The organism is Streptomyces sp. NPDC019443, from assembly GCF_044389785.1.
Taxonomy (GTDB): Bacteria; Actinomycetota; Actinomycetes; order Streptomycetales; family Streptomycetaceae; genus Streptomyces.
In genome coordinates this window covers 68,348-92,317 of record NZ_JBIRYJ010000021.1, presented here as the reverse complement: position 1 = coordinate 92,317, position 23,970 = coordinate 68,348, and the positions used below count along the sequence as shown (strand labels likewise).

At 68.4% G+C, this 23,970-nt stretch carries 21 protein-coding genes; 8 read left to right on the top strand and 13 right to left on the bottom strand.

Translation table 11 applies throughout. The features are described from left to right. Positions 1–350 precede the first annotated feature (350 nt). The 3 genes from ACH492_RS36360 to thyX all read right to left on the bottom strand — a co-directional run bounded on the left by ACH492_RS36360 (position 351) and on the right by thyX (position 4,077). The gene (locus tag ACH492_RS36360) at positions 351–2,036 is read right to left on the bottom strand and encodes a ribonuclease J (RefSeq protein ID WP_398993130.1); all 1,686 of its coding nucleotides are present in this window, start codon (positions 2,034–2,036) and stop codon (positions 351–353) included. A 168-nt stretch (positions 2,037–2,204) separates the two neighbouring features. Next, entirely contained in the window at positions 2,205–3,104 is a 900-nt protein-coding gene (gene dapA / locus ACH492_RS36355; RefSeq protein ID WP_398993128.1) for a 4-hydroxy-tetrahydrodipicolinate synthase, read from the bottom strand. A 232-nt stretch (positions 3,105–3,336) separates the two neighbouring features. Continuing rightward, on the bottom strand, positions 3,337–4,077 hold the full coding sequence (gene thyX, locus ACH492_RS36350; RefSeq protein WP_398993126.1) for an FAD-dependent thymidylate synthase: 741 nt from the start codon (positions 4,075–4,077) through the stop codon (positions 3,337–3,339). A 181-nt stretch (positions 4,078–4,258) separates the two neighbouring features. On the opposite strand from thyX, the gene ACH492_RS36345 reads away from it, so the two are divergent. After that, the gene (locus ACH492_RS36345; RefSeq protein ID WP_398993124.1) at positions 4,259–4,498 is read left to right on the top strand and encodes a hypothetical protein; all 240 of its coding nucleotides are present in this window, start codon (positions 4,259–4,261) and stop codon (positions 4,496–4,498) included. A gap of 94 nt (positions 4,499–4,592) precedes the next feature. Beyond that, positions 4,593–5,141 (top strand): hypothetical protein, encoded by a 549-nt coding sequence (locus tag ACH492_RS36340; RefSeq protein WP_398993123.1) that lies wholly within the window; start codon positions 4,593–4,595, stop codon positions 5,139–5,141. On the opposite strand, the gene ACH492_RS36335 is transcribed toward ACH492_RS36340, so the two are convergent. From ACH492_RS36335 to eccD, 6 genes are all read right to left on the bottom strand, one after another. Next, positions 5,138–5,596 (bottom strand): hypothetical protein, encoded by a 459-nt coding sequence (locus tag ACH492_RS36335; RefSeq protein WP_398993121.1) that lies wholly within the window; start codon positions 5,594–5,596, stop codon positions 5,138–5,140. The two genes, ACH492_RS36340 and ACH492_RS36335, sit on opposite strands and share 4 nt — an antisense overlap. Positions 5,597–5,601: 5 nt before the next feature. Next, positions 5,602–6,354, bottom strand: a complete 753-nt coding sequence (gene dapB, locus ACH492_RS36330; RefSeq protein WP_398993119.1) for a 4-hydroxy-tetrahydrodipicolinate reductase — start codon at positions 6,352–6,354, stop codon at positions 5,602–5,604. A 31-nt stretch (positions 6,355–6,385) separates the two neighbouring features. Further along, complete coding sequence (locus tag ACH492_RS36325; RefSeq protein ID WP_356223263.1) at positions 6,386–7,765, bottom strand: pitrilysin family protein; 1,380 nt, start codon at positions 7,763–7,765, stop codon at positions 6,386–6,388. Beyond that, positions 7,762–9,978 carry a polyribonucleotide nucleotidyltransferase gene (locus ACH492_RS36320; RefSeq protein ID WP_398993117.1) on the bottom strand — a complete coding sequence of 739 codons (2,217 nt, stop codon included), beginning with the start codon at positions 9,976–9,978 and terminating at the stop codon, positions 7,762–7,764. Before ACH492_RS36320 ends, ACH492_RS36325 begins: the two co-directional genes overlap by 4 nt. Before the next feature lie 281 nt (positions 9,979–10,259). Next, positions 10,260–10,550, bottom strand: a complete 291-nt coding sequence (rpsO, locus tag ACH492_RS36315; RefSeq protein ID WP_003958228.1) for a 30S ribosomal protein S15 — start codon at positions 10,548–10,550, stop codon at positions 10,260–10,262. Positions 10,551–10,731: 181 nt separating this feature from the next. After that, positions 10,732–12,201, bottom strand: a complete 1,470-nt coding sequence (gene eccD, locus ACH492_RS36310; RefSeq protein WP_398993115.1) for a type VII secretion integral membrane protein EccD — start codon at positions 12,199–12,201, stop codon at positions 10,732–10,734. Between the two features lie 174 nt (positions 12,202–12,375). On the opposite strand from eccD, the gene eccCa reads away from it, so the two are divergent. The 6 genes from eccCa to ACH492_RS36280 are packed head-to-tail and all read left to right on the top strand — an operon-like array spanning position 12,376 to position 20,135. Then, positions 12,376–16,329 carry a type VII secretion protein EccCa gene (eccCa, locus tag ACH492_RS36305; protein ID WP_398993113.1) on the top strand — a complete coding sequence of 1,318 codons (3,954 nt, stop codon included), beginning with the start codon at positions 12,376–12,378 and terminating at the stop codon, positions 16,327–16,329. A gap of 21 nt (positions 16,330–16,350) precedes the next feature. Continuing rightward, on the top strand, positions 16,351–16,887 hold the full coding sequence (locus ACH492_RS36300; RefSeq protein ID WP_398993111.1) for a hypothetical protein: 537 nt from the start codon (positions 16,351–16,353) through the stop codon (positions 16,885–16,887). Next, positions 16,884–17,528, top strand: a complete 645-nt coding sequence (locus tag ACH492_RS36295; protein WP_398993109.1) for a hypothetical protein — start codon at positions 16,884–16,886, stop codon at positions 17,526–17,528. Before ACH492_RS36300 ends, ACH492_RS36295 begins: the two co-directional genes overlap by 4 nt. Next, on the top strand, positions 17,528–19,255 hold the full coding sequence (locus tag ACH492_RS36290; RefSeq protein ID WP_398993107.1) for a putative T7SS-secreted protein: 1,728 nt from the start codon (positions 17,528–17,530) through the stop codon (positions 19,253–19,255). Before ACH492_RS36295 ends, ACH492_RS36290 begins: the two co-directional genes overlap by 1 nt. Then, a complete protein-coding gene (locus ACH492_RS36285) occupies positions 19,252–19,842 on the top strand; it encodes a type VII secretion system-associated protein (RefSeq protein WP_398993105.1) in 591 nt (196 codons plus the stop codon). Before ACH492_RS36290 ends, ACH492_RS36285 begins: the two co-directional genes overlap by 4 nt. Before the next feature lie 47 nt (positions 19,843–19,889). Further along, positions 19,890–20,135 carry a DUF397 domain-containing protein gene (locus ACH492_RS36280; RefSeq protein WP_362687401.1) on the top strand — a complete coding sequence of 82 codons (246 nt, stop codon included), beginning with the start codon at positions 19,890–19,892 and terminating at the stop codon, positions 20,133–20,135. A gap of 75 nt (positions 20,136–20,210) precedes the next feature. On the opposite strand, the gene ACH492_RS36275 is transcribed toward ACH492_RS36280, so the two are convergent. The 4 genes from ACH492_RS36275 to eccB form a co-directional block, all read right to left on the bottom strand. Next, positions 20,211–20,504: a WXG100 family type VII secretion target gene (locus ACH492_RS36275; protein ID WP_398993103.1), complete on the bottom strand. Its 294-nt coding sequence runs from the start codon at positions 20,502–20,504 to the stop codon at positions 20,211–20,213. A 44-nt stretch (positions 20,505–20,548) separates the two neighbouring features. Beyond that, on the bottom strand, positions 20,549–20,887 hold the full coding sequence (locus ACH492_RS36270) for a WXG100 family type VII secretion target (RefSeq protein ID WP_398993101.1): 339 nt from the start codon (positions 20,885–20,887) through the stop codon (positions 20,549–20,551). 148 nt (positions 20,888–21,035) lie between these two features. After that, positions 21,036–22,292 carry a type VII secretion-associated serine protease mycosin gene (gene mycP, locus ACH492_RS36265; protein ID WP_398993100.1) on the bottom strand — a complete coding sequence of 419 codons (1,257 nt, stop codon included), beginning with the start codon at positions 22,290–22,292 and terminating at the stop codon, positions 21,036–21,038. Between the two features lie 14 nt (positions 22,293–22,306). Next, positions 22,307–23,848, bottom strand: a complete 1,542-nt coding sequence (gene eccB / locus ACH492_RS36260; RefSeq protein ID WP_398993098.1) for a type VII secretion protein EccB — start codon at positions 23,846–23,848, stop codon at positions 22,307–22,309. Between the last annotated feature and the right edge of the window lie 122 nt (positions 23,849–23,970).

Genomic DNA, 23,970 nt, shown 5'->3' with positions numbered 1-23,970 from the left:
TCTGGCGTTGACTTTTGGCACGCTGTTGAGTTCTCAAGGAACGGACGCTTCCTTCAGACCCTTTTCACGGGGCCCTCCGGGCGCTTCCCTTCGGTTTTGCGTTTCCAACCTTACCAGATTCTTTTTCCGTTCCGTTTCCGGTGAGGAATTCGAATCCAGTGACCGTTGGAGAGGTCTTTTGCCTTTCGGCTGGCCCGACTTTATCAGAGATTCTGAGTCGGAATTCCCGCTCCGTTCGGGAGAACCTTCCGGGCGCACAAGTACGCCGGGTTCCCGTTGGGCGGAGCCGTAAACGTACTGGAGCGGGGCGCCCCGATGCAAATCGAGGGCCCCGCTCCAGGTCGACGGCGTCAGACCTCGACGACGACGGGGAGGATCATCGGGCGCCGGCGGTAGGTGTCCGAGACCCACTTGCCCACCGAGCGGCGGATCAGCTGCTGGAGTTGATGGGGCTCCACCACGCCGTCCTGGGCGGACTTGTTCAGGGCTTCCTCGATCTTCGGGATGACGGCGTTGAGGGCCGAGTCCTCGATGCCGGAGCCGCGGGCATGGATGTGCGGACCGGCGGTGATCTTGCCGGTGGTGCTGTCCACGACCACGAAGACCGAGATGATGCCCTCGTCGCCGAGGATGCGGCGGTCCTTGAGGGAGGTCTCGGTGACATCGCCGACCGAGAGACCGTCGACGTAGACATAGCCCGCCTGGACCTTGCCGACGATCTTGGCCTTGCCATCGACGAGGTCGACGACGACGCCGTCCTCGGCGATGACGATGTGGTCCTTCGGGACGCCCGTCAGCGCGCCGAGTTCGGCGTTGGCGCGCAGGTGGCGCCATTCGCCGTGGACCGGCATCAGGTTCTTCGGCTTGCAGATGTTGTAGAAGTACAACAGCTCGCCGGCCGAGGCGTGGCCCGAGACATGGACCTTGGCGTTGCCCTTGTGGACGACGTTCGCGCCCCACCGGGTCAGGCCGTTGATCACGCGGTAGACGGCGTTCTCGTTGCCCGGGATGAGGGACGAGGCCAGGATCACCGTGTCGCCCTGGACGATGCGGATCTGGTGGTCACGGTTGGCCATCCGGGAGAGCGCGGCCATCGGCTCGCCCTGGGATCCCGTGCAGACCAGCACGATCTCGTGGTCCGGGAGGTCGTCGAGGGTCTTGACATCCACGACCAGACCGGCCGGAACCCGCAGATAGCCGAGGTCGCGGGCGATGCCCATGTTGCGGACCATCGAGCGGCCGACGAAGGCCACACGGCGGCCGTATTCGTGGGCCGCGTCGAGGATCTGCTGGATGCGGTGCACGTGGCTGGCGAAGCTCGCCACGATGATGCGCTTCTGGGCGTTCGCGAAGACCGTGCGCAGGACATTGGAGATGTCCTTCTCCGGCGGGACGAAGCCCGGGACCTCGGCGTTCGTCGAGTCGGAGAGGAGAATGTCGATGCCCTCCTCGCTGAGCCGCGCGAAGGCATGCAGGTCGGTCAGGCGGCCGTCCAGCGGGAGCTGGTCCATCTTGAAGTCGCCGGTGTGGACCGCCATGCCCGCGGGGGTGCGGATGGCGACCGCAAGGGCGTCCGGGATGGAGTGGTTGACCGCGATGAACTCGCAGTCGAAGGGGCCGATGCGCTCGCGGTGGCCCTCGGTGACTTCGAGGGTGTACGGGCGGATTCGGTGCTCCTGGAGCTTTGCCTCGATCAGGGCGAGGGTCAGCTTGGAGCCGATCAGCGGGATGTCCGGCTTCAGGCGGAGCAGGTACGGGACGCCGCCGATGTGGTCCTCGTGGCCGTGCGTGAGCACGATGCCGTCGACGTCGTCGAGACGGTCCCGGATGGTGGTGAAGTCCGGCAGGATCAGGTCGATACCGGGCTGCTCCTCCTCGGGGAAGAGGACGCCGCAGTCGACGATGAGCAGCCGGCCGTCGTACTCGAAGACCGTCATGTTTCGGCCGATCTCGCCGAGACCGCCGAGTGGGGTGATGCGTAGGCCGCCCTTGGGGAGCTTCGGCGGGGCGCCGAGTTCAGGATGCGGATGACTCAAAAGACTCTCCTCACCACGCACGCCACGTACCGCTACGGCACGTGGCGTGCATGACATTCGTGCACTTGCAGTTGTCTGTGTCCGGCCGTTTTGGCCGGATTTCTTCGCGTATTCAGTTGTGAAGTCTGGGTTTGAAGCCGTTCAGGCCGTTGCGGCCATTCGGGATGTTTAGAGCTGTACCCCACCGGCAGCGAGGTCGATCTTGAGCTGCGCGGTTTCCTCCGGGGAGAGCTCCACCAGCGGGAGCCTGAGCGGTCCGGCCGGGAGGCCCTGGAGGGCCAGTGCCGCCTTGGTGGTGATGACGCCCTGGGTGCGGAACATTCCGGTGAAGACCGGGAGCAGCTGCTGGTGGATCTCGGTGGCCTTCTGGACGTCACCGGTGAGGTGGGCGTCGAGGAGGGCGCGGAGCTCGGGGGTGACCACATGGCCGACGACCGAGACGAAGCCGACGGCGCCGACCGAGAGCAGCGGGAGGTTGAGCATGTCGTCGCCGGAGTACCAGGCGAGACCGCTGCGGGCGATGGCCCAGCTGGCGCGGCCGAGGTCGCCCTTGGCGTCCTTGTTGGCCACTATGCGCGGGTGGTCGGCAAGGCGTACGAGCGTCTCGGTGTCGATCGGGACGCCGCTGCGGCCGGGGATGTCGTAGAGCATTACGGGCAGCCCCGTCGCGTCGGCGATGGCCGAGAAGTGACGGTACAGGCCCTCCTGCGGGGGCTTGTTGTAATACGGCGTCACGGCGAGCAGGCCGTGCGCGCCGGCGCGCTCGGCGGTGCGGGCGAGCTCGATGCTGTGGCGGGTGTCGTTGGTGCCGATGCCGGCGACGACATGGGCCCGGTCTCCGACCGCTTCCAGCACGGCCCGTACGAGCTGGTCTTTCTCCGCGTCGCTGGTGGTCGGCGACTCGCCGGTGGTGCCATTGATGATCAGGCCGTCATTGCCTGCGTCCACCAGATGGGCGGCCAGTCGCTGGGCACCGGCAAGGTCAAGTGCGCCGTCCGCCGTGAAGGGCGTGACCATGGCGGTGAGGACCCGCCCGAAGGGGGTCTGCGGAGTGGAGATCGGAGCCATGGGTAACACGCTACTCGCTGCTCAGTACGCAGTGTCCCCTCGGGGGACGTGATGTACAAGGTGGTATGAGGAGCCCGGCACTGCCTGCTCGGGGGTTCAAGCAGTGCCGGGTCCGTTTGATCAGCCTAGATGAACTTCATGAAACACCGCAATGCGGACACTTCGCCGGGCTGTCCGTACATCTGTGCTCTACGGGTGCTCGGCGCGTACACAGCGGGTCCTCTGCGGGCGCCTACGGAGCCACCCGGCCGTTCGCATTGAATGCGGCGTACGTGAGCGGCATGAGCTTCGCCCAGTGCTGCTCCATCTTCTCGCCGACCATTTCGATCTCCCGCTGCGGGAAGGACTCGACCTTCGCCAGCTCATGCTGGGTGCGCAGGCCGAGGAAGTGCATGAGTGAACGGGCGTTGCAGGTCGCGTACATGGAGGAGAACAGGCCGACCGGGAGGACGGCACGGGCGACCTCGCGGGCAATGCCCTCGGCCAGCATCTCCTGGTACGTCTCGTACGAGCGACGATACGAGTCGATCATGGCTTCGGACACGACCTTGTGCTGTTCCGGGGAACCGTCGATGAAGACGTACTTTCCGGGGCGGCCCTCCTGCACGAGCTTGCGGTCCTGGCCCGGGACGTAGAAGACCGGCTGCAGCTCGCGGTAGCGGCCGGACTCCTCGTTGTAGGACCAGCCGACCCGGTGCCGCATGAACTCGCGGAAGACAAAGATCGGGGCGCTGATGAAGAAGGTCATCGAGTTGTGCTCGAAGGGGCTGCCGTGGCGGTCGCGCATCAAGTAGTTGATGAGCCCCTTGGAGCGCTCGGGGTCCTTGTGGAGCTCCTCCAGAGACTGCTCGCCTGCCGTGGAGACCCGGGCGGCCCACAGCACGTCGGAGTCGCTGGCGGTGTGCTTCACCAGCTCGACGGTGACATCGCTGCGGAAGCTCGGCGTGGCTGTCTCGATGGGGGTGTCGGGCACCAGGGGTCCTTCCGGTTGAACGCTTCGGCGCCCACTTTAACGAGGGAACGCCGCGGCAGTATCTCGGCCCCCTTTGAACATTTCTAGTAACTCGGGCACCAAATGACAGTTTTTGACGTCAGTACCAGTAGAAGTGTCCTGTCACTGGATTCCAACCCCAGATTCCAAGGAGAGTGCCCTGATGTTCCGCCGGGGAGAGGCCGTCCCGTTCGCCTTCGTCGCCGAGGCCGACCGCTTCCGCAGTAACGTCACTCAGCCGCCCCGTGAGCGGCTGAGCGTCTCTGACCTCGCGGGCCGTACGCTGGTCGGGCTGACCATCGTCTCCGGACTCGTCGGCTCCCTGCTTTTCGGGCTTCCCGCGCTGGATTCCGGCCAGGCGCCGGGGCATTCGCAGCAGTCCGAGGCGTCCGAGAGGCGCTGACTCGTACGGCCCCCTGGGGTGGTCGGTCAGAGGCCTCCTCGGTAGCCTCACCGGGCACAGCCCAACCGAGTGTGCTGGTGAGTGAGGATCAGTCGTGCCCCTGCCTTTTCTGACGGCCGACCGTGCATTTGGCACGAACGATGACGACGTCGCGCTGCCCTTCGACGACCACGACCACTGGCGGCGTCCGTACCGTCCGGGGCCCTGGCGGGTCGCCGCGGCGGCGTTGCTGCTGCTGCTCGCCTCGTTCGTACTCATCGCGGCGATGATCATCGCGTTTGCCGGTGCACTGCCTGGCGCGGGCGCGTGCCTCGGTCTGGGTCTCATACTGATCTTCGCGGCGCTGCGGCTGCTGCGCGCGGGCGTCTGGGTCAGCCGCCACGGAGTGCGGCGCGTGAACTTCTTCTCGACCACCACAGTGCCGTGGAACCACACTGCCGCGCTGCGCACCGTTCAGCAGCCGGTTCGCTGGCTCGGGCTGCCGCGGACCGTGCAGGGGCAGGCGCTCGTCGTCGTACGACAGAGCGGTGAGCCGCTGCCCCTGCTGACCGATCACAACGCGGACTTCCTGTCGCGTCCCGAGGCCTTCGACCGGGCTGCGGACACGGTCGAGGCCTGGGGCGCGGAGTACCGGGCCGCCTAGGTCTGGGTCGGGACCGGCCTGCCGTCGTGCAGTGCGATCGCCCGCTGCATCGCCTTACGGGCGCGCGGGGTGTCCCGGGCGTCGTGGTAGGCGACTGCAAGACGGAACCAGCAGCGCCAGTCGTCCGGTGAATCCTCGGTCTCCACGCGACGCCTGGCGAAGACCTCGTCGGCCGAGTCGCGGTCGATGCGCCCGCCTGCCGTCCGCCTCGACTCGTCGACCGGCAGGCCGCCTTCGGCCTCCAACTCGCGGGCAAGCCGATGGGCATTGCGCGCGAACCGCGTGTTGTGCCAGAGGAACCACACGCCGACGCACGGCAGCAGGAAGGCCACCGCGCCCATCCCCATCGCGGCCGGCTCACCGGTCAGCATGAGGAGCACACCCTCCAGCGCCACCACGCCGAAGACGATGACCAGCACGGTGGCGAGGAAGAAGTACGTGATCTTTCCGCCCATGGCCGTCAGCCCAGGTCGAGGAAGTGTTCCAGGCCGAAGGTGAGGCCTGGGGTGGACACCACGCGACGGACGCCGAGCAGGATGCCCGGCATGAAGCTGCTGTGGTGCAGGGAGTCGTGCCGGATCGTGAGCGTCTCGCCCTCGCCGCCGAGCAGGACTTCCTGGTGGGCGAGCAGGCCGCGCAGGCGGATGGCGTGCACCGGGACACCGTCCACGTCAGCGCCGCGGGCGCCGTCCAGGGCGGTGACGGTGGCGTCGGGCTGCGGGGCGCAGCCCGCCTCCGCGCGGGCCGCCGCGATGAGTTGGGCGGTGCGGGTGGCGGTGCCGGAGGGCGCGTCCGCCTTGTTCGGGTGGTGCAGTTCCACGACCTCGACGGACTCGAAGTAACGCGCCGCCTGCTGCGCGAACTTCATGGTGAGGACCGCACCGATGGAGAAGTTCGGCGCGATGAGCACACCGGTCTGTGGGGATGCGGCGAGCGAGGTGTTCAGCTGCGCGAGGCGTTCGTCGGTCCACCCGGTGGTGCCGACAACCGCGTGAATGCCATGGCGTACGCAGAAGTCGAGATTGCCCATCACCGAGGCCGGGGTGGTCAGTTCGACCACGACCTGGGCGCCGGCCTCGACAAGGGCTTCCAGCTTGTCGCCCCGGCCGAGGGCCGCGACCAGTTCCATGTCGTCGGCGGCTTCGAGGGCTCGTACCGCTTCCGAGCCGATACGGCCGTTGGCGCCGAGAACGGCCACGCGCAGCTTGCTCATTGCTCTTTCCTTAAGGGTTGGGAGACCGCTTCTAGGAGACCGCTTCGTGGAGGCGGTCCGCCTGCTTGTCCTTGAGCGGGCCGATCACCGACAGCGAGGGGCGGTGTCCCAGCACCTCGCCGGCCACCGCACGTACCTCGTCGGGGGTTACGGCGGCTATCCGGGCGAGCATGTCGTCGACCGACATCTGCGCTCCCCAGCACAGTTCGCTCTTGCCGATTCGGTTCATCAGCGCGCCCGTGTCCTCCAGGCCCAGCACGGTGGAGCCGGAGAGCTGGCCCACGGCGCGGCCGATCTCCTCGTCCGACAGACCGTCCGAGGCGACCCGGTCGAGCTCGTCGCGGCAGATCTTCAGGACGTCGTGGACCTGGCTGGGGCGGCAGCCCGCGTAGACGCCGAAGAGGCCGGTGTCGGCGAAGCCCGAGGTGTACGAGTACACGCTGTAGGCAAGGCCCCGCTTCTCCCGCACCTCCTGGAACAGGCGCGACGACATGCCTCCGCCGAGGGCGGTGTTGAGCACGCCGAGCGCCCAGCGGCGCTCGTCGGTGCGGGCCAGGCCCGGCGTGCCGAGGACGACATGGGCCTGCTCGGTCTTGCGGTTCAGGAGCTCGACGCGGCCGGCTGTGCGGATGCTCCGCGAACCGTCGCGGGGAGGGGTCGGGGCCGCGTCCGTACGGGACAGGGCGCCGGCCTTCTCGAAGGCCTTGCGGACCTGGCGTACGACCGTGGCGTGATCGACGTTGCCCGCGGCGGCGACGACCAGATGCGTCGGGTCGTAGTGCTTCTTGTAGAAGCGCCGGATGCGGTCGGCGGTCAGCGCGTTGATGGTGTCGACAGTGCCGAGGACCGGGCGGCCGAGGGGGGTGTCGCCGAGCATGGTGTGCGCGAACAGATCGTGCACACAGTCGCCCGGGTCGTCCTCGGTCATCGCGATCTCTTCGAGGATGACGCCGCGCTCGGCGTCGACGTCCTCCTGCAGAATCAGCGAGCCGGTGAGCATGTCGCAGACCACGTCGATGGCGAGCGGCAGGTCGGTGTCGAGCACCCGCGCGTAGTAGCAGGTGTACTCCTTCGCCGTGAAGGCGTTCATCTCGCCGCCGACGGCGTCGAGGGCGGAGGAGATGTCGAGGGCGGAGCGCTTGTGCGTGCCCTTGAACAGGAGGTGCTCGAGGTAGTGCGTGGCACCGTTCAGGGACGGCGTCTCGTCGCGGGAGCCGACGTTCGCCCAGATCCCGAAGGTGGCGGAGCGTACGGACGGCAGGGTCTCGGTGACGACGCGGAGGCCGCCGGGGAGGACGGTGCGGCGGACCGTGCCGATGCCGTTCTCGCCCTTGAGAAGCGTTTGGGTACGGGCGACGGCCCGCGCCTCCGAAGAGGTGCGGGCCGTCGTCCTGGAACTACGGGACGTCACTTGTCGGTGTCGTCCTTCTGGTCGTCGCCCTCTTCACCCTCGATGACCGGGATGAGGGAGAGCTTGCCGCGGGAGTCGATCTCGGCGATCTCGACCTGGACCTTGGAGCCCACCGCGAGCACGTCCTCGACGTTCTCCACGCGCTTGCCACCGGCGAGCTTGCGGATCTGCGAGATGTGCAGCAGGCCGTCCTTGCCCGGGAGCAGGGACACGAACGCACCGAAGGTGGTCGTCTTGACGACCGTGCCCAGGTAGCGCTCGCCGACCTCCGGCATGGTCGGGTTGGCGATGCCGTTGATCGTGGCGCGGGCGGCCTCGGCGGCCGGTCCGTCGGCGGCACCGATGTAGATGGTGCCGTCGTCCTCGATCGTGATGTCGGCGCCGGTGTCCTCCTGGATCTGGTTGATCATCTTGCCCTTGGGGCCGATGACCTCACCGATCTTGTCCACCGGGATCTTGACGGTGATGATCCGCGGGGCGTTCGGGGACATCTCGTCCGGGACGTCGATGGCCTCGTTCATCACATCGAGGATGTGGAGGCGCGCGTCGCGGGCCTGCTTCAGCGCGGCGGCCAGGACCGAGGCGGGGATGCCGTCGAGCTTGGTGTCGAGCTGGAGCGCGGTGACGAAGGTCTTCGTACCGGCAACCTTGAAGTCCATGTCACCGAAGGCGTCCTCCGCACCGAGGATGTCGGTGAGGGTGACGTAGTGGGTCTCGCCCTCGATCTCCTGGGAGATCAGGCCCATGGCGATACCGGCGACGGGGGCCTTGAGCGGCACACCGGCGTTCAGCAGCGACATGGTGGAGGCGCAGACCGAGCCCATCGACGTGGAGCCGTTGGAGCTCAGCGCCTCGGAGACCTGGCGGATGGCGTACGGGAACTCCTCGCGCGTCGGCAGCACCGGCACGAGCGCGCGCTCGGCCAGGGCGCCGTGGCCGATCTCGCGGCGCTTCGGCGAACCGACGCGGCCGGTCTCACCGGTGGAGTACGGCGGGAAGTTGTAGTTGTGCATGTAGCGCTTGCGGGTCACCGGGGAAAGGGTGTCCAGCTGCTGCTCCATGCGGAGCATGTTGAGGGTGGTGACGCCCAGGATCTGGGTCTCGCCACGCTCGAACAGCGCCGAGCCGTGCACGCGCGGGATGGCCTCGACCTCGGCGGCGAGCGTACGGATGTCCGTGACGCCACGGCCGTCGATGCGGACCTTCTCCTTGATGACGCGCTCGCGCACCAGGGTCTTGGTCAGCGAGCGGTAGGCGGCGGAGATCTCCTTCTCGCGGCCCTCGAACTGCGGGAGCAGCTTCTCGCCGGCCAGCGCCTTGACGCGGTCCAGCTCGGCCTCGCGCTCCTGCTTGCCTGCGATGGTGAGCGCCTGGGCGAGCTCGCTCTTGACCGCGGCGGTCAGCGCCTCGAGGACGTCGTCCTCGTAGTCGAGGAAGATCGGGAACTCGCCGGTCGGCTTGGCAGCCTTGGCGGCGAGGTCCGACTGCGCCTTGCACAGGACCTTGATGAAGGGCTTCGCGGCCTCGAGACCGGCGGCCACGATCTCCTCGGTCGGCGCCTCGGCGCCGCCCTTGACGAGCTCGATGGTCTTCTCGGTGGCCTCGGCCTCGACCATCATGATCGCGACGTCGCCGTCCTCCAGGACGCGACCGGCGACCACCATGTCGAAGACGGCGTCCTCGAGCTCGGTGTGCGTCGGGAAGGCGACCCACTGGCCCTTGATCAGGGCGACACGGGTGCCGCCGATCGGGCCGGAGAAGGGCAGGCCGGCCAGCTGCGTGGAGCAGGAGGCGGCGTTGATCGCGACCACGTCGTACAGGTGGTCGGGGTTGAGCGCCATGATCGTCTCGACGACCTGGATCTCATTGCGCAGGCCCTTCTTGAAGGACGGGCGCAGGGGGCGGTCGATCAGGCGGCAGGTGAGGATCGCGTCCTCGGAGGGCCGGCCCTCACGACGGAAGAAGGAGCCGGGGATCTTGCCGGCTGCGTACATCCGCTCCTCGACGTCCACCGTCAGGGGGAAGAAGTCGAGCTGGTCCTTGGGCTTCTTGGAAGCGGTGGTGGCCGACAGCACCATGGTGTCGTCGTCCAGGTAGGCGACGGCGGAGCCGGCGGCCTGACGGGCCAGTCGGCCCGTCTCGAAGCGGATGGTGCGGGTGCCGAAGGAACCGTTGTCAATGACGGCCTCGGCGTAGTGGGTCTCGTTCTCCACTAGCGTTTTCTCCTCGTCTTCGTCCCCTCGCCCGTGTGGCGGGGGACGGTGGCCGAGAAGCTCTCGTTCTGCGGGCCGGTCTTCGATCGAAGCACCCGGGGCTTGGTTCTCCGGGGGCCACTACCGAGGACCGGCGGCGGGGAGGCGGCTTCTCGTTCGTTCGGTATTGCATTGTTCCGGTATTGCGTTGTGCGACCAGACTAAATGCCGTCCGGTACGTCGCGCACGTACAGCAAAGGGAGCGGCCCCCTAAGAGTGGGAACCGCTCCCTTCACGGCGTCTTACTTGGCACCGCCGGCCGCACCGCGGCGGATGCCGAGGCGGTCGACCAGCGCACGGAAGCGCTGGATGTCCTTCTTGGCCAGGTACTGCAGCAGGCGGCGGCGCTGGCCCACCAGGATCAGCAGACCACGGCGGGAGTGGTGGTCGTGCTTGTGGGTCTTGAGGTGCTCGGTCAGGTCCGAGATACGGCGGGAGAGCATCGCGACCTGGACCTCGGGGGAGCCGGTGTCGCCCTCCTTGGTGCCGAACTCGGCCATGATCTGCTTCTTCGTAGCGGCGTCGAGAGACACTCGGTACTCCTCTTTTGGTGTTCGATGCGCCCACGAGTGCCCCTGGTCTTGATCTCAGGGGAGCTTCCGTTACTCGGAGGCGAAGGTCCGATGAGCGCAGACCGCAGAGCCCTTGAGAGAGCTCCGGAGGTCGCGTACACAAACGGCCGTCACACAGCGTACCAGCCCCCGGGAGCGCTTCTTACTTGCTGGTCAGCGAGCGGGCCGCGTTGAAGACGTCGAGTACGGCCAGGCAGAGCGGGACCAGCGACAGCAGCACCGCGCTCTCGGCGAGGTCGAGCAGGCGGCCCCAGAAGGGCGAGAGGCCCTTCTTGGGGATGACCAGGCCGATCGCGGTGATCAGGGCAGCGCCGGCGGCGACGGCCGCGGTCAGCCAGATTGTACGGATGTCCAGGCCGCCCCGGTCGTTGTACATCAGAAGGTCCTTGACCAGGTCCACCGGCGGGTTCAGGGACAGACCGAGGACCAGCAGCGCGATCGCGGCGATGCCGGCCACCAGGGTGCAGGCGACCTGCGAGGTGTAGCGGAAAAGACGGGCGCGCAGCAGCATCGCGAGGCCTGCGGCGAGAGCGAGGAGCTGGCCCCACAGGCTGCTGGAGAAGCCGAGTACGGCGGCGCAGCCGACGACGACCGCGGCGCAGCCGCCGACCAGGCCGAGGAGCATCTCGTGACCGCGGCGGGCCTGGGCGGCGATCCGCTCGGCATCGACGGGCTGGGCGTCCGGGGTCTCGCTGAGGTCGGCGTCGAAGTCGTCGGCGGCGCTGCGCGGGGACGCGTAGCCGATGGGGAGCCGCGCGAAGCGGGCCGAGAGGCCGGGCAGGAAGGCGACCAGGGCGATGGCGACCGGGGCGACGACGGAGGCGGTCTCGGTTGCCGTGGACTCGGTGAGGATCGCCATGAAGGTGGCGAGGGTGCCGGTGGCGCCCAGGAAGGTGGCCGCGACGAAGGGGGCGTCGCCGCTCGGGGTGAGCGCGACGAGGGTGACCGAGGCGACCAGCACGGTCACGCAGCCGAGCAGGAACTGCAGGCGACCAGGACCGTCGCCGGCGTCCGGACCGATGATCCCGGAGCCCGCGATGAGCAGCAGCGGCAGTGCGCCGAGTCCGAGGGCGACGGCGGTGGCCCGGTCCCCGTATACCCGGGCCCGGGTACCCGCGAAGGCGGTGAGCAGCAGTCCGGCCGCGCCCGCGATGATGCCGGGCAGGCTGTGCATGTCGTGGCGGACCGGGTCGGCGAACCAGAGCACGAAGCCCATCAGGACCAGCAGCAGGACACCGCCCACGAGGCCTGCGCCGCGCAGCAGTTCGTCGCTCCACAGATGCCGGTCGCGCGTCACGGCGGAGGCGACGGCGTCGGAGACGTCGTCGAAGACGGCGGGCGGCAGCGACTCGGCGAAGGGGCGCAGGCTGAGCACTTCGCCGTCGAGGACCTGTTGGGCGGCGAGTGAGCGGGCGCCGTCGAGTACGGTGCCGTCGCGGCGCACCAGGTGATAGCCCGTCGGAGTGCCCGCGGACTGGGTCTGGCCGGTGAGGCGGAGTATTTCCGGGTAGACGTCGGCGACGGCGATGTCCTCCGGGAGGGCGACATCTATGCGGCTGTCCGGCGCCACGACTGTGACGCGGCAGAAGCCGGTCGCTGCGGTCGTACTCACGTTCTGGACCCCCTGATTCGCGGTTGCGCACGGTGCGCGCGTCACCCTACCGGGACACGTTGGGTCGGTCTGCAAGTAGGATCACCGTCGCGCGGAGGGAGGCCGTCGCCACGGGGGCGTCGGTGCGGAACCTGCCCGTCCGTCTTGGGTCCGTATCGAGGGATTGATGCTCCGGTGAGCCAGATCGTCGTTAAACGCCCGCCGAGGTCACTGCCGCCTGAAGTGCCCACGGAGGAACTGGCTCTGGAGGCTCCTCCGGAGCTGCCGAGGGGTCAGCAGGAGGGCATGCTGATGCAGATCCTGCCGGTCCTCGGCATGGGCTCGTCAGTGGTCTTCTTCTTCTCGCCGCAGGCACCTCCGTTCATGCGGATCATGGGTGTCCTGATGCTGGTCTCGACTGTTGGCATGGTCGTCGCACAGGTCGTCAGATTCCGCCGCGGTACGCAGGGGCAAATGGCAGATGTCCGCCGCGACTACCTCAAATACCTCGCGCAGACACGGCGTACGGTGCGCAAGACCGCGCGCAAGCAGCGTGACGCCCAGCTGTATATGCACCCCTCCCCCGAGCAGTTGTGGTCGGTGGTGGCCGAGGGCTCGCGGGTGTGGGAACGCCGCGTGGGCGACAAGGACTTCGGGCAGGTACGCGTCGGGCTCGGCGCGCAGCAGCTCGCGACGCCGCTGATCGCGCCGGACACCGCGCCGGTTGACGAGCTGGAGCCGCTGTCGGCCGGTGCAATGCAGCAGTTCCTGGCTGTGCACGGCTCGTTGGACGGACTGCCGATGGCGGTCTCGATACGCGCCTTTTACCACGTGACGGTCTCCGGTGAGCCGGAGTCGGCGCAGTCCGCGACGCGGGCGCTGGTCTCCCAGCTGGTGACGCTGCACTCGCCCGAGGACTTGATGGTCGCGGTGGTGGCGGCGCCGGGAGCGGTCGCGCGCTGGGACTGGACGAAGTGGCTGCCGCACACGCAGGTACCGGGGCAGGTGGACGGCGCCGGTACGAAGCGGCTGTTCGGCGACGACCTCGGTGAGCTGGAGCAGCTGCTGCACAGCAGGCTCGACGGGCGGCCGCGGTTCAGCCGGGACAACCAGCCGGTGATGGACCAGCCGCACGTCGTCGTCGTACTGGACGGCGGGATGGTGCCGCCGGACTCGCTGTTCGCGGCGGCCGAGGGGCTGCAGGGCGTCACCATCGTCGAGGTCGTCTCCGGCGATCTGGATGAGCCGCGCGGCGGTCTTTCGGTGGTCGTCCGTCCCGGGCGGCTGCGTCTGGAGTCCGGGCACCGGGTGGCGTACGAGGGTGTGCCGGACGGGATCTCGCTGCCGGCCGCCGAGGCGCTGGCGCGTCAGCTGGCGCCGCTGCGGATGGGTGGGGGCGACGACGACGAACCGCTGCTCGCCAACCTGGACTTCACCGATCTGCTGAACCTGGGCGACGCCGGATCCATCGATGTGGCCCGCACGTGGCGGCCGCGGTCGGTGGCCGAGCGGCTGCGGGTGCCGATCGGCGTCGGCGAGGACGGTCAGCCGGTGATGCTCGACCTCAAGGAGGCCGCGCAGGAGGGCATGGGCCCGCACGGTCTGTGTGTCGGCGCGACCGGTTCCGGCAAGTCGGAGCTGCTGCGCACCCTGGTGCTCGGTCTCGCGGTCACGCATACGTCGGAGACCCTGAACTTCGTCCTCGCGGACTTCAAGGGCGGTGCGACCTTCACGGGAATGTCGCAGATGCCGCATGTCGCCGCCGTCATCACCAACCTGGCGGACGACCTCACCCTGGTCGACCGCATGGGTGACGCGATCCGCGGTGAACTGCAGCGCCGCCAGGAGCTGCTGCGCTCGGCGGGCAACTACGCCAACATCCACGACTACGAGAAGGCGCGCGCCGCGGGCGCACCGCTGGAGCCGCTCGCTTCGCTCGTCCTCGTCATCGACGAGTTCTCCGAACTCCTCACCGCCAAGCCCGACTTCATCGACATGTTCATCCAGATCGGCCGGATCGGCCGTTCGCTGGGCGTGCATCTGCTGCTCGCCTCGCAGCGCCTGGAGGAGGGCAAACTGCGCGGCCTGGACACCTATCTCTCGTACCGGATCGGTCTGCGGACCTTCTCGGCGGCCGAGTCGCGTACGGCGATCGGTGTGCCCGACGCGTACCACCTGCCGTCGGTGCCCGGCTCCGGCTATCTGAAGTTCGGCACGGATGAGATGACCCGCTTCAAGGCGGCGTACGTCTCCGGCACGTACCGCACGGGCGGTCCGGATCTGTCGGTGGGTCAGCTGCCGATCGAGCGGCGGCCCGCGGTCTTCACCGCGGCGCCGGTGCCCGTGGTGTACGCGGCTCCCGATCCGGCGGCCGTGGCCGCTGCCCGTACCGCCGAGGACGAGGCGCTCGCGGACACCGTGCTGGATGTGATCGTGCGCAGGCTGGAGGGGCAGGGAGTGCCCGCCCACCAGGTGTGGCTGCCGCCGCTGGACCAGGCGCCGACGCTGGACCAGCTGCTGCCGGGTCTCGCGCCGACCGCGGAGCGCGGTCTCACCGCGACCGAGTACACACGCCCCGGCGGACTCACCGTCCCGCTCGGTCTGATCGACAAGCCCTTCGAACAGCGCCGCGAGGTGCTGTACCGGGACTTCTCCGGCGCGGCGGGCCACATGATGGTCGTCGGCGGTCCGCAGTCCGGCAAGTCGACGCTGATGCGGACGCTGATCTCGTCGTTCGCGCTCACCCACACCCCGAGCGAAGTGCAGTTCTACGCGCTGGACTTCGGCGGTGGCGGTCTGTCCTCGCTCTCCGACCTGCCGCATGTGGGCGGTGTCGCCTCCCGCCTCGACCCGGAGCGGGTGCGCCGAGCGGTCGCCGAGGTGATGGGCGTACTGAACCGGCGCGAGGAGTTCTTCCGCGCCAACAACATCGACTCCATCTCCACCTACCGGCGCAAGCGCGCCGCGGGCGAACTGCCCGGCGAGGCCTGGGGAGACGTCTTCCTGGTCATCGACGGTTGGGGCGGTTTCAAGAACGACTACGAGATGCTGGAGCCGGTCGTCGCCGACCTCACGGCGCGCGGTCTGGGCTACGGCATCCATGTCGTCATCACCGCCGCCCGCTATATGGAGGTGCGTGCGGCGCTCAAGGACCAGATGCTGGGGCGGCTCGAGCTGCGCCTCGGTGACGTCATGGACTCCGAGTTCGACCGCAAGGTCGCGGCGAACGTCCCGCCCGGTGTGCCGGGTCGTGGCCAGGTCCCGGAGAAGCTGCACTTCATGACGGCTCTGCCGCGTATCGACTCGATCAGCAGCTCCGGCGATCTGTCGGAGGGCACGGCGGCCTTCGTGCAGGCGGTCAAGGGGAATTGGCCGGGCGCCCCGGCGCCGGCCATCCGGCTGCTGCCACGCCGACTGCCGGCCGAGCAGCTGCCGAAGGGCTTCGAGTACCCGCAGCACGGCATCGCGATCGGCATCGACGAGACGAACCTGGAGCCGGTGTTCGTCGACTTCGAGTCCGACCCGTTCTTCCTCATCTTCGGTGAGAGCGAGTCCGGCAAGACCGCGCTGCTGCGTCTGATCGCCAAGCAGATCTCCGAGCGCTACACCCCGGAGCAGGCGCGGATCGTGGTCGGCGACTACCGCCGCACGATGCTGGAGGCCGTGCCGTCGTCGCATCTCCTGGAGTACGCGCCGATGACATCGGCGATGCAGATGCACATGGACGCGATCAACACGGTCATGGGCAAGCGCGCGCCGAAGCCGGACATCACTCCGCAGCAGCTGCGCGACCGCAGCTGGTGGACGGGACCGCAGCTGTTCGTGCTCATCGACGACTACGAGCTGGTCGCCACCAACTCCGGCAACCCGCTCTCGGTGCTGGTGGAGAATCTGCCGTTCGCCCGTGACGTCGGCATCCGCTTCATCATCGCGCGCAGCGCCGCAGGAGCTTCACGAGCCATGTACGAATCATTCATGCAGCGGATCAAGGAGCTTGGCGCGCAGGGCGTTATTCTCTCCGGCGACCCGGGCGAGGGCGACATCCTCGGCAACGTCCGGGCGCGTCCGATGCCCCCGGGCCGTGGCACCTTCGTGTCGCGCAAGCGGGGCGCACCGCTGGTCCAGTTGGGCTGGCTGCCGGATCAGTAAGGCGGAAGGCACGGCACAGCGATGAACTTCGACGAGCTGTGGGGCGAGGTACGGGCGGAGTCGACCGGTCGCGTGGTACGCGGCGAGGCTCCTCCCGGAAGACGCGGTGACGCGGGTGCGGCCGGCCAGGACGGCCAGGCCGCCCCGCCGGGCCCGGACGTCCTGAACGGGATGACGGAGCAGGCCGTCGAGGAGGCGAGAGAAGCCGTCCTGGAGCGGATCGCCCACTTCCGCAGTTCCGTCGTGCTGGTGCCGCTGGACAGTGAAGGCGGCCTGTGGACCACCGATCTCGGCGGTATCAGCTGGATCTGCGCATTCTCCGACGACGCGGCGCTGGCCCGGTTCGCCGAGGCGCGTGCGGACGCGTCCCGGGAGTGGACGTACCGCAGAGTGCTCGGCTCCCGGCTGCTCGACGAGGTGGTCCCTGCCGTCCACTTCCCCTGCGGGGTGGCGCTGGACGCGGGCAGCGCGGGCGGGACGGTCTTCCCGCCGGTGACCGGGATCGTGCCGGACGCGGCTGCGGTCGACAACAGTGCTTACGGGGAGGGTGAGGCATGACCGGCAATGATCCGGACCTCGCGGCGGGCAAGGATGCCCTCGATCTGATAACCAAGGGCATCACCGGGGCTCTGGGCGAGCTCAAGGAGCTCGGCATGGTCGGTGAGGCGAGCATGGGCCGCGGCTTCTCCGACCTGGCGCTGACCGGCATGGAGACCGGGCACGACGGGCTGACGTCGACCCTCAAGACGTACTGCGAGCGCTGGGAGTGGGGGGTTCGCTCGCTGGTGCAGCAGGGCAACGGCTTCGCCCAGCAGGTCGGCCTGTCGGCCGGTGTCTTCCACGAGCAGGAGCAGTACATCGGCGGCGCCTTCAAGGTGCTGACCAATTCGGCCATGGGCAATCCGTATGCGTCCGAGGAAGAGATCATCAACAAGGACTGGGGCGAGGTGCTCTCCAGCAACGCCTACACCCACATCCGCGACGCCGACTACAGCGCCGAGTCGTTCCAGAAGTCCGGCGAGAACAGCATGCAGGCGTGGAAGGACACCGCCTGGGACGTCAGTACGTCCAAGGTGTCACTCAGCAACAACATCATCGACGCGGCCGGTCTGCGCGACGAGGTGGACGAGGGGATGCGGGAGACCCTGGGGCCGCCGCCGGAGGAGCGCGCCAAGCAGCAGCAGGCCGGGGGGAACTGATGGGCCTCGGGGATCTCGTCGACGGTGGCAAGGACCTGCTCAACAGCGGTCTGTCCAAGGTCGAGGAAGGCATAGACGCCGGCAAGAAAGCGCTCGGCGAGGGCGTCGACTGGACCACCGACCGGGTCGGCGACGGCCTGGAGTACGTCGGCGCCGAGGGCCTCGCGGACACCGTGGAGGACTGGGGCGACGACGTCGCGTCCGACCTCGGCGCCTCCGTCGGCGAGCAGCAGCTCGGCCAGACCGAGCAGGCCAATGAGCTGGTGCACGGCAAGCCGGACAAAATTCGGGAGAGCGCCAAGCATCTGAAGGACTTCCACACGGCCTTCGACCGCGTCGGCCAGGGCATGAAGAAGCTCGACTCCTCGCACTGGAAGGGCGCGTCCGCAGACGCCTTCCGGGAGAAGTTCGCGATGCACCCGGCCGACTGGCTGCACGCCGCGGACGCCTGCGAATCGGCGGGCAAGGCTCTGGACACGTACGCCGACACGGTCAAGTGGGCGCAGGACAAGGCCCAGGAGGCGATCGACCTCTACAAGAAGGGCAAGGACGCCTCGGACAAGGCCGTCGAGGCGTACAACAAGAGGGTCGACGAGTACAACGCCAAGGGCAGGGCCGGACAGGAACAGGGCCCCAGGCCCGAGCCGTTCAGCGACCCGGGCAAGGCCCAGCGCGATCGGGCGCAGGAGATCCTGAACGAGGCTCGCAGGCAGCGCAACGAAGCCGCGGACACAGCGAAGAAGACCATCGACACGGCGATGGCGCACGCGCCGAAGGAGCCGCCACCGCTGGACCGTGCGGCCGCGCTGGCGATCGACGGCTACGGCGCGCTGAATGTCGAGGCGGCCCACGTGGTGGGCGGCGTGGTCAAGGGCACCGCGGGACTGCTCAACTTCGCGCGCGGCCTCAACCCGCTGGACATCTACAACATCACGCACCCGGCGCAGTACATGCAGAACGTCAATATGACGCTCGCCGGTCTGGTCTCCACCGCCGCGCACCCCGAGCGCATTCCCGGCGCGCTCATCGACAGCTTCAAGAAGGACCCGAGCGAGGGCGTCGGCCGGCTGCTGCCCGAGCTCCTCGGTACGAAGGGTCTGGGCACCGCCCGCACCGGTCTGCGGGTGGCCGCCAAGGAGGGCCTGGAGAACGCCGCGGAGAACGCGATCCGCAGGGGCGCCGACGACATTCCGCCGACGCGGCACGTGCCGGATCCGCCGAACACGAACGACCCGCTGCACGCCGCGGCCGACCGCTCCGTGGATGCGTCCAAGCTCCCCGACGACGCGGTGTGGCGCACGAGCGACGAACCGCTGTGGCGCAACGACGACCGTGGCCCGTCCGAGATCTTCCGGGACGGCTTCCAGCCGTGGAACAACTCGAACACGGACCTCAGCGGCTATGTGCGCAACAACGACCATTCCGTGTACGTCGGCACCACCCGCGACCCGGACCTCGGCTGGGGCTCGAAGTACCGGTACGACGTGGACGCGCCCGGCGGCATCGACGTCAACAAGTCCATACCTGACAACATCTTCGCCCGCGAGCAGGAGATCGCCTTCCCCGGCGGTGTGCGCACGGAGAACATCAAGGGGGCGTGGGAGCGGCTGCCCGACGGCTCGTTCGGCAACTACATCCCGAACCCGCACTACGACCCGTCCGCGACGCCGGGCGGACCACCGGCGGCACCTCCCAGTAGCGTGTTGCCGCCCGGATGGACGAAATGACTGGAACCCCTGTGACCGAACAGAACAGCAACCGCCCGGAGCCCGAGCTCACCCAGGAGCTCAGGGACCAGGCCCTGCGCGCTCCGGGGAGCTGGCTCTACTCCATCGATCCGGCATACGACCCGGCGGGCGCGGTACCGCCCTTCGCGATCATCGGGGCCTGGCCGGTCGACGACAAGGGCGAGCCGGGACCGTTCACGCACAACCCCGAGTACCGTCCGTCCCCGGTGACTCTGGGGCTTCCCGAGCCGACCGATCCGGTGGACGCGGCGCTCCAGCTCGCGGCCACGGGCCACGGCCCGGACCAGGCGGTGGTGGACGCGCTCGCCGTCGCCACGGTCTGTCTGCCGGCGGACGAGGGCGACGACATCGCGGTCTACACCGACGCGGAGGGCCGCTTCGTTCCCGTACTGACGGATCCTCGGCACGCTCCGCCGACGGTCGAGCGGCTGCGCTCCGTTCCGTGCGCCGAACTGCTGCGGCTGCTGCCCGCCGACATGACCCTGAAGCTCAATCCGGGCTCCCGGGTCTCCGTACGCATTCCGGCCGCCGATGTGCGCGCCACGCTGGACCGTCCTGCCCAGTAGGGTAGTTGCGCACTTCGTTCGTCACACCTGTGGGAGGGACCGCGCCGATGGCTGACGCAAGCGAGAAGGAACGCCAGAAGGAAGAGCTGTACGCCCTCGACATCTCCGGTGTGGAGTGGCTCAGCGCGCCCGGCACGAGCAAGGACGAGGAGCGCGTCGAGATCGCGCATCTGCCGGGCGGGGCGGTGGCGATGCGCTCGTCGCTGGAGCCGGAGACGGTGCTGCGGTACACGGAGGCCGAGTGGCGTGCGTTCGTCCTCGGCGCGCGCGACGGCGAGTTCGACCTCAGGTAGGCGACACGGCAGTACGGATACGACAGAGGGGTTGCCCGCTCAGGCGGGCAACCCCTCTGTCTTGAACAGGGCTCGTCACATCATCATGCGGAAGCGAGCGGCGTTGCCCTTGTCCGTGTCCTGGTAGCCGACGACGGACTCGCCGAGCAGACGCGCGATCGAGTGCAGGTCCTGGGTAAGCCCGTCCATGTCGGTGGCGAGCTGGCTCTGGATGGCGACGTAGGCCTCCTTGGCCTCACCCTTCCACTTGCCCGCGGTCTCGTTGACGTGGTTCAGCAGGACCCGGAGCTGCTCATTCAGGTCCGTGGCGGTCTTGTTGGTGTCGCGGGCCGCCTGGGTCACTGTGTCGTAATTGACGGCAGTGGTCATCTTTTGCTCCTAGTGACGAAGTTCAGCGGAGGGATACGGACGGCTCACACGTCCAGAATGGCGCTGGCCTTGCCGTTCGACGTCTCCATGCCGGCGAAGGAGGACATGCGCCTCCGCTCCTCCTCGTCGAAGCCCTCGGCGCTCATCTTGACGAGCCTCTCGAGGTTCTCGAGGTCGCGCTGCACCGAGGCGAGCCTCCTGTTCAAACGAGTCTGAGCCTCGTCGTACTGCTGGCTCGCCGCGCCCTTCCAGCCACCCTGGATGAGGTCGACCACACGGTTCAGGTCACCGATGCGGTCGCGCAGCGTGTTCTGAAACGTCTGGATCTTGCCAGAGAGGTCCGAAATTTCGGAACTGGTTACATTCAGGTCTTGACCCGACATCTGTGCCCCTTCTCCTACGACGGCGCTGTAGACGGAAGCCGAGTGGATGCCGCCCCCGTTCCGGACACCAGTCCTCACTGGGTCCTGCCGTCACTCTATCCACTTGATACGACAGTTCCAACTGCAAAGCCCCGTATGGAGACTTGGCTCACTGGGCCCTCTTGCGCCGGGTGTCCCGGACGACGGTTGCCGCGCCGGCGACGACTGCCACCAGTACGACGCCGATCCCGAGCGCGTAGGTTGCGTACCGCTCCTTGCGTTCCTGAACGGTCTCGGTCATCGCCAGATGGGCGGGCTCCGGCGCGGGCGGCTTCGGCGGGCCCGGGTCCGCGCGGGGGGCATCCGGCGGGCCGTCGTCGCCGTCCAGCGCGCGCACCGGGTCGATGACGCCCCAGCCGACGAAGCTGTCCTTGCCGTTGATGCTGCGCTCGGCCGTCTGCTCGATCTGCGCGATGATCTGCGGCACGGTCCACTTGGGGTACTTGGCCTTCAGCAGCGCCGCCACGCCCGCGACGTACGGCGCGGAGAAGCTGGTGCCGTTGTCGACGCACTGCCCGTTACCGGGGACGGTGGAGACGACGTCGACGCCCGGGGCCGCGACGCCGACGAAATCACCCGCCTGTGAGAAGACCGCCCGCTCGTTGTTGCGGTCGGAGGAGGCGACGGCGAGAACCCCCGGGAAGGCCGCGGGATAGGTGTTCTTGAGTTTGCCGTCCATGCCGTCGTTGCCCGCGGAGGCGACCACGACGATGTCCTTCTGGATCGCCCGCTGGACGGCCAGGCCCAGCGCAGAGTCGGGCGACAGGGGCTTCGTCGTGTCCTGGGAGATGTTGATGACGCCGGCGCCCTTGGCGATGGCGTGGTCGATGGCAGTGGCCATCGTCTTGTCGTTGCCGCTGTTCTTCTCGTCGTTCTGGCGGATCGGGATGATCGTGGCCTCGGGTGCCAGGCCGACGAAGCCGGTGCCCTTGCGGGGGCGCGCGGCGATGATCCCGGCGACCTTGGTGCCATGGCCGACCTCGTCGACCGTGCCGTCGGTCTTGCCGCGCTTGTCGTCCGTTCCGGCGTCCTTGTCGGGCTTGAGGAGGTCCTTGCCCGCGGACGCGTCAACCGCCGACTTGAGCTGGACGTTGTCGTTGTCCACGCCGGTGTCGATGACCGCGACTCGTACGCCCTTGCCCTTGGTGTCCTGCCACAACTCGTCGAGCAGGACTCGCTGGAGCGGCCAGGGGATCCCCGCGATCTGCTCCTTCATCGGGAAGGTGCACTCGCCGCTGCCGTCGATGCCGAGTTCGTACGGGACGTCGTGGCCCTCGTCGGCGTACGCGGCCGGGGGCGCGGCCGCCAGGCCCGTCAGCGCCGCGGCGGCGGCCAGCACGGCAGTCTTCCTGCGCAGGTGCAGCATCGGTCGCACTCCCCTTACGAACCCTGCGGCTGACGCGCGCTGTTGGTGTCGAGCCGGGGTCCCTTGGACAGGAATTCCGACCAGGTGATCGGGACGAGGGTCGGGGTGACCTTCCCGTAGCCGAGCCGGATCTGCGCCTGGCTGGGCTCGGGGCGGCCGTCCTGCTGCTTCTCCTGGTCACCTGTGCCGATGTCGGAGCGGTCCGCGTCGCTGTCGCCGTTCGCCTGGACCGCATACCGCAGTCCGGTGTCGGTCACCAGGAAGAGCGAACCGTCGGGCTTGGTCTGCTTGCCCTGCACCTGGGTGTAGAGCAGTCCGGTGCCGGGGGTGACGTAGGTGCTGGTGCCGCCCGCGGTGATCTCGGCGGGGTACTCGGAACCGGCCCAGGTCGACAGGGTCGTACGGCCATTGTCATCGACTTTGCGCAGCACGCTGCAGACGGTGTTGCGGTCGCCGCTCGCGGAGTTGACCTGCTCGGCCTTCCGCGCGGGCCAGCGGTTCTCGGCGCCGAAGAAGTCGCTCTCCGGGGCGAAGGACGCCGCGTCGACGACGGTCGCCTTGCCGCCCATGTCGAGCGTGTCGGTCTGCGGGGAGTTGATCAGCAGCCAGGCGGTGAAGTCGGAGACCGGCTGGACCTTGCCGGGCAGGACCACGTAGTGCACAGGACCGGAGCCGGTCTGGGCCTGCAGGACCATGCCGACCCGGTCCTGTTCGGGCGTAAGACCGCTGCCGGCACCGGCCTTGACCTTGACCTGGCCGGGGATCACAGGGAAGTCGACCGGGCTGCCGACGCGCAGCGTCGCCAGCCAGTCGTCGGTGACGGACTGCGGCTCCTTGCTGCCGACGAGGGCGCGGGTGAGGATCGCGGAATCGGTCTGGGTGCCGCGCACCAGGTACTTGGTGCCACCTGCGTCCACGAGGTAGCGCAGACCGTTCTGCCCCTTGACGTACAGGACTTGGCCGCCGCTCAGTTTCTGCTTGCCCTCTGTGCGGTTCAGATCGCGGTCGCCGAAGACGAAGGTCGCCTTCTGCACGGTGTTGCCCTTGCCGCCGCCGGGCTGCTCGCAGACCGCCCAGCGCTTGGACTTGGCGGCCTCCTTGTGGGTGGGCAGCCGGTCGGGGGCGTACGGAATGCCGAGGATCGGCCCGCGCGGGGGCTTGCCGGAGTCCAGGATGTCGTCGCTGACCGTGATCACCTTGAACTGGTCGGGGGTGAGCAGCAGTCGCGCGGAGGCGAGGTTCAGCACGGGGTGCAGCAAGGTCTTCTTGTTCTTGCCCTTGCCGGTCGACAGCACCACGTAGCGGGTGGTGGAGTCCTTGCCGACGATCACCTTCGTGCCGGGCGCCGCCCAGTCCTTGGGCGCCTTCGGCTTGAACATGCCGAAGGCGCCGAACCCCGCGAGGATCAGCGCCCCGACGATGATGCTGGGGAGGACTGCGCGCATCGGGCGCGGCGCCCCCTCCTCCGTACCCGTGGAAGAGGGTTGGAGGAATGCCGCCACCGTGCGCTTCTTCGCAAAGGTGTACGCGTTGAGCTCATCCCGCCGTGATGCCATGAGTCCCCATTGGTAAAGAAGGCACTGTCTCCCCGCGGGGCCTTGTGGTGAGCACAGTCCCCGGGCCCAGATTGTCGGACCGGCCCCCTACTATGCCTGTTGATCGATGGTGCTTGTGGGGC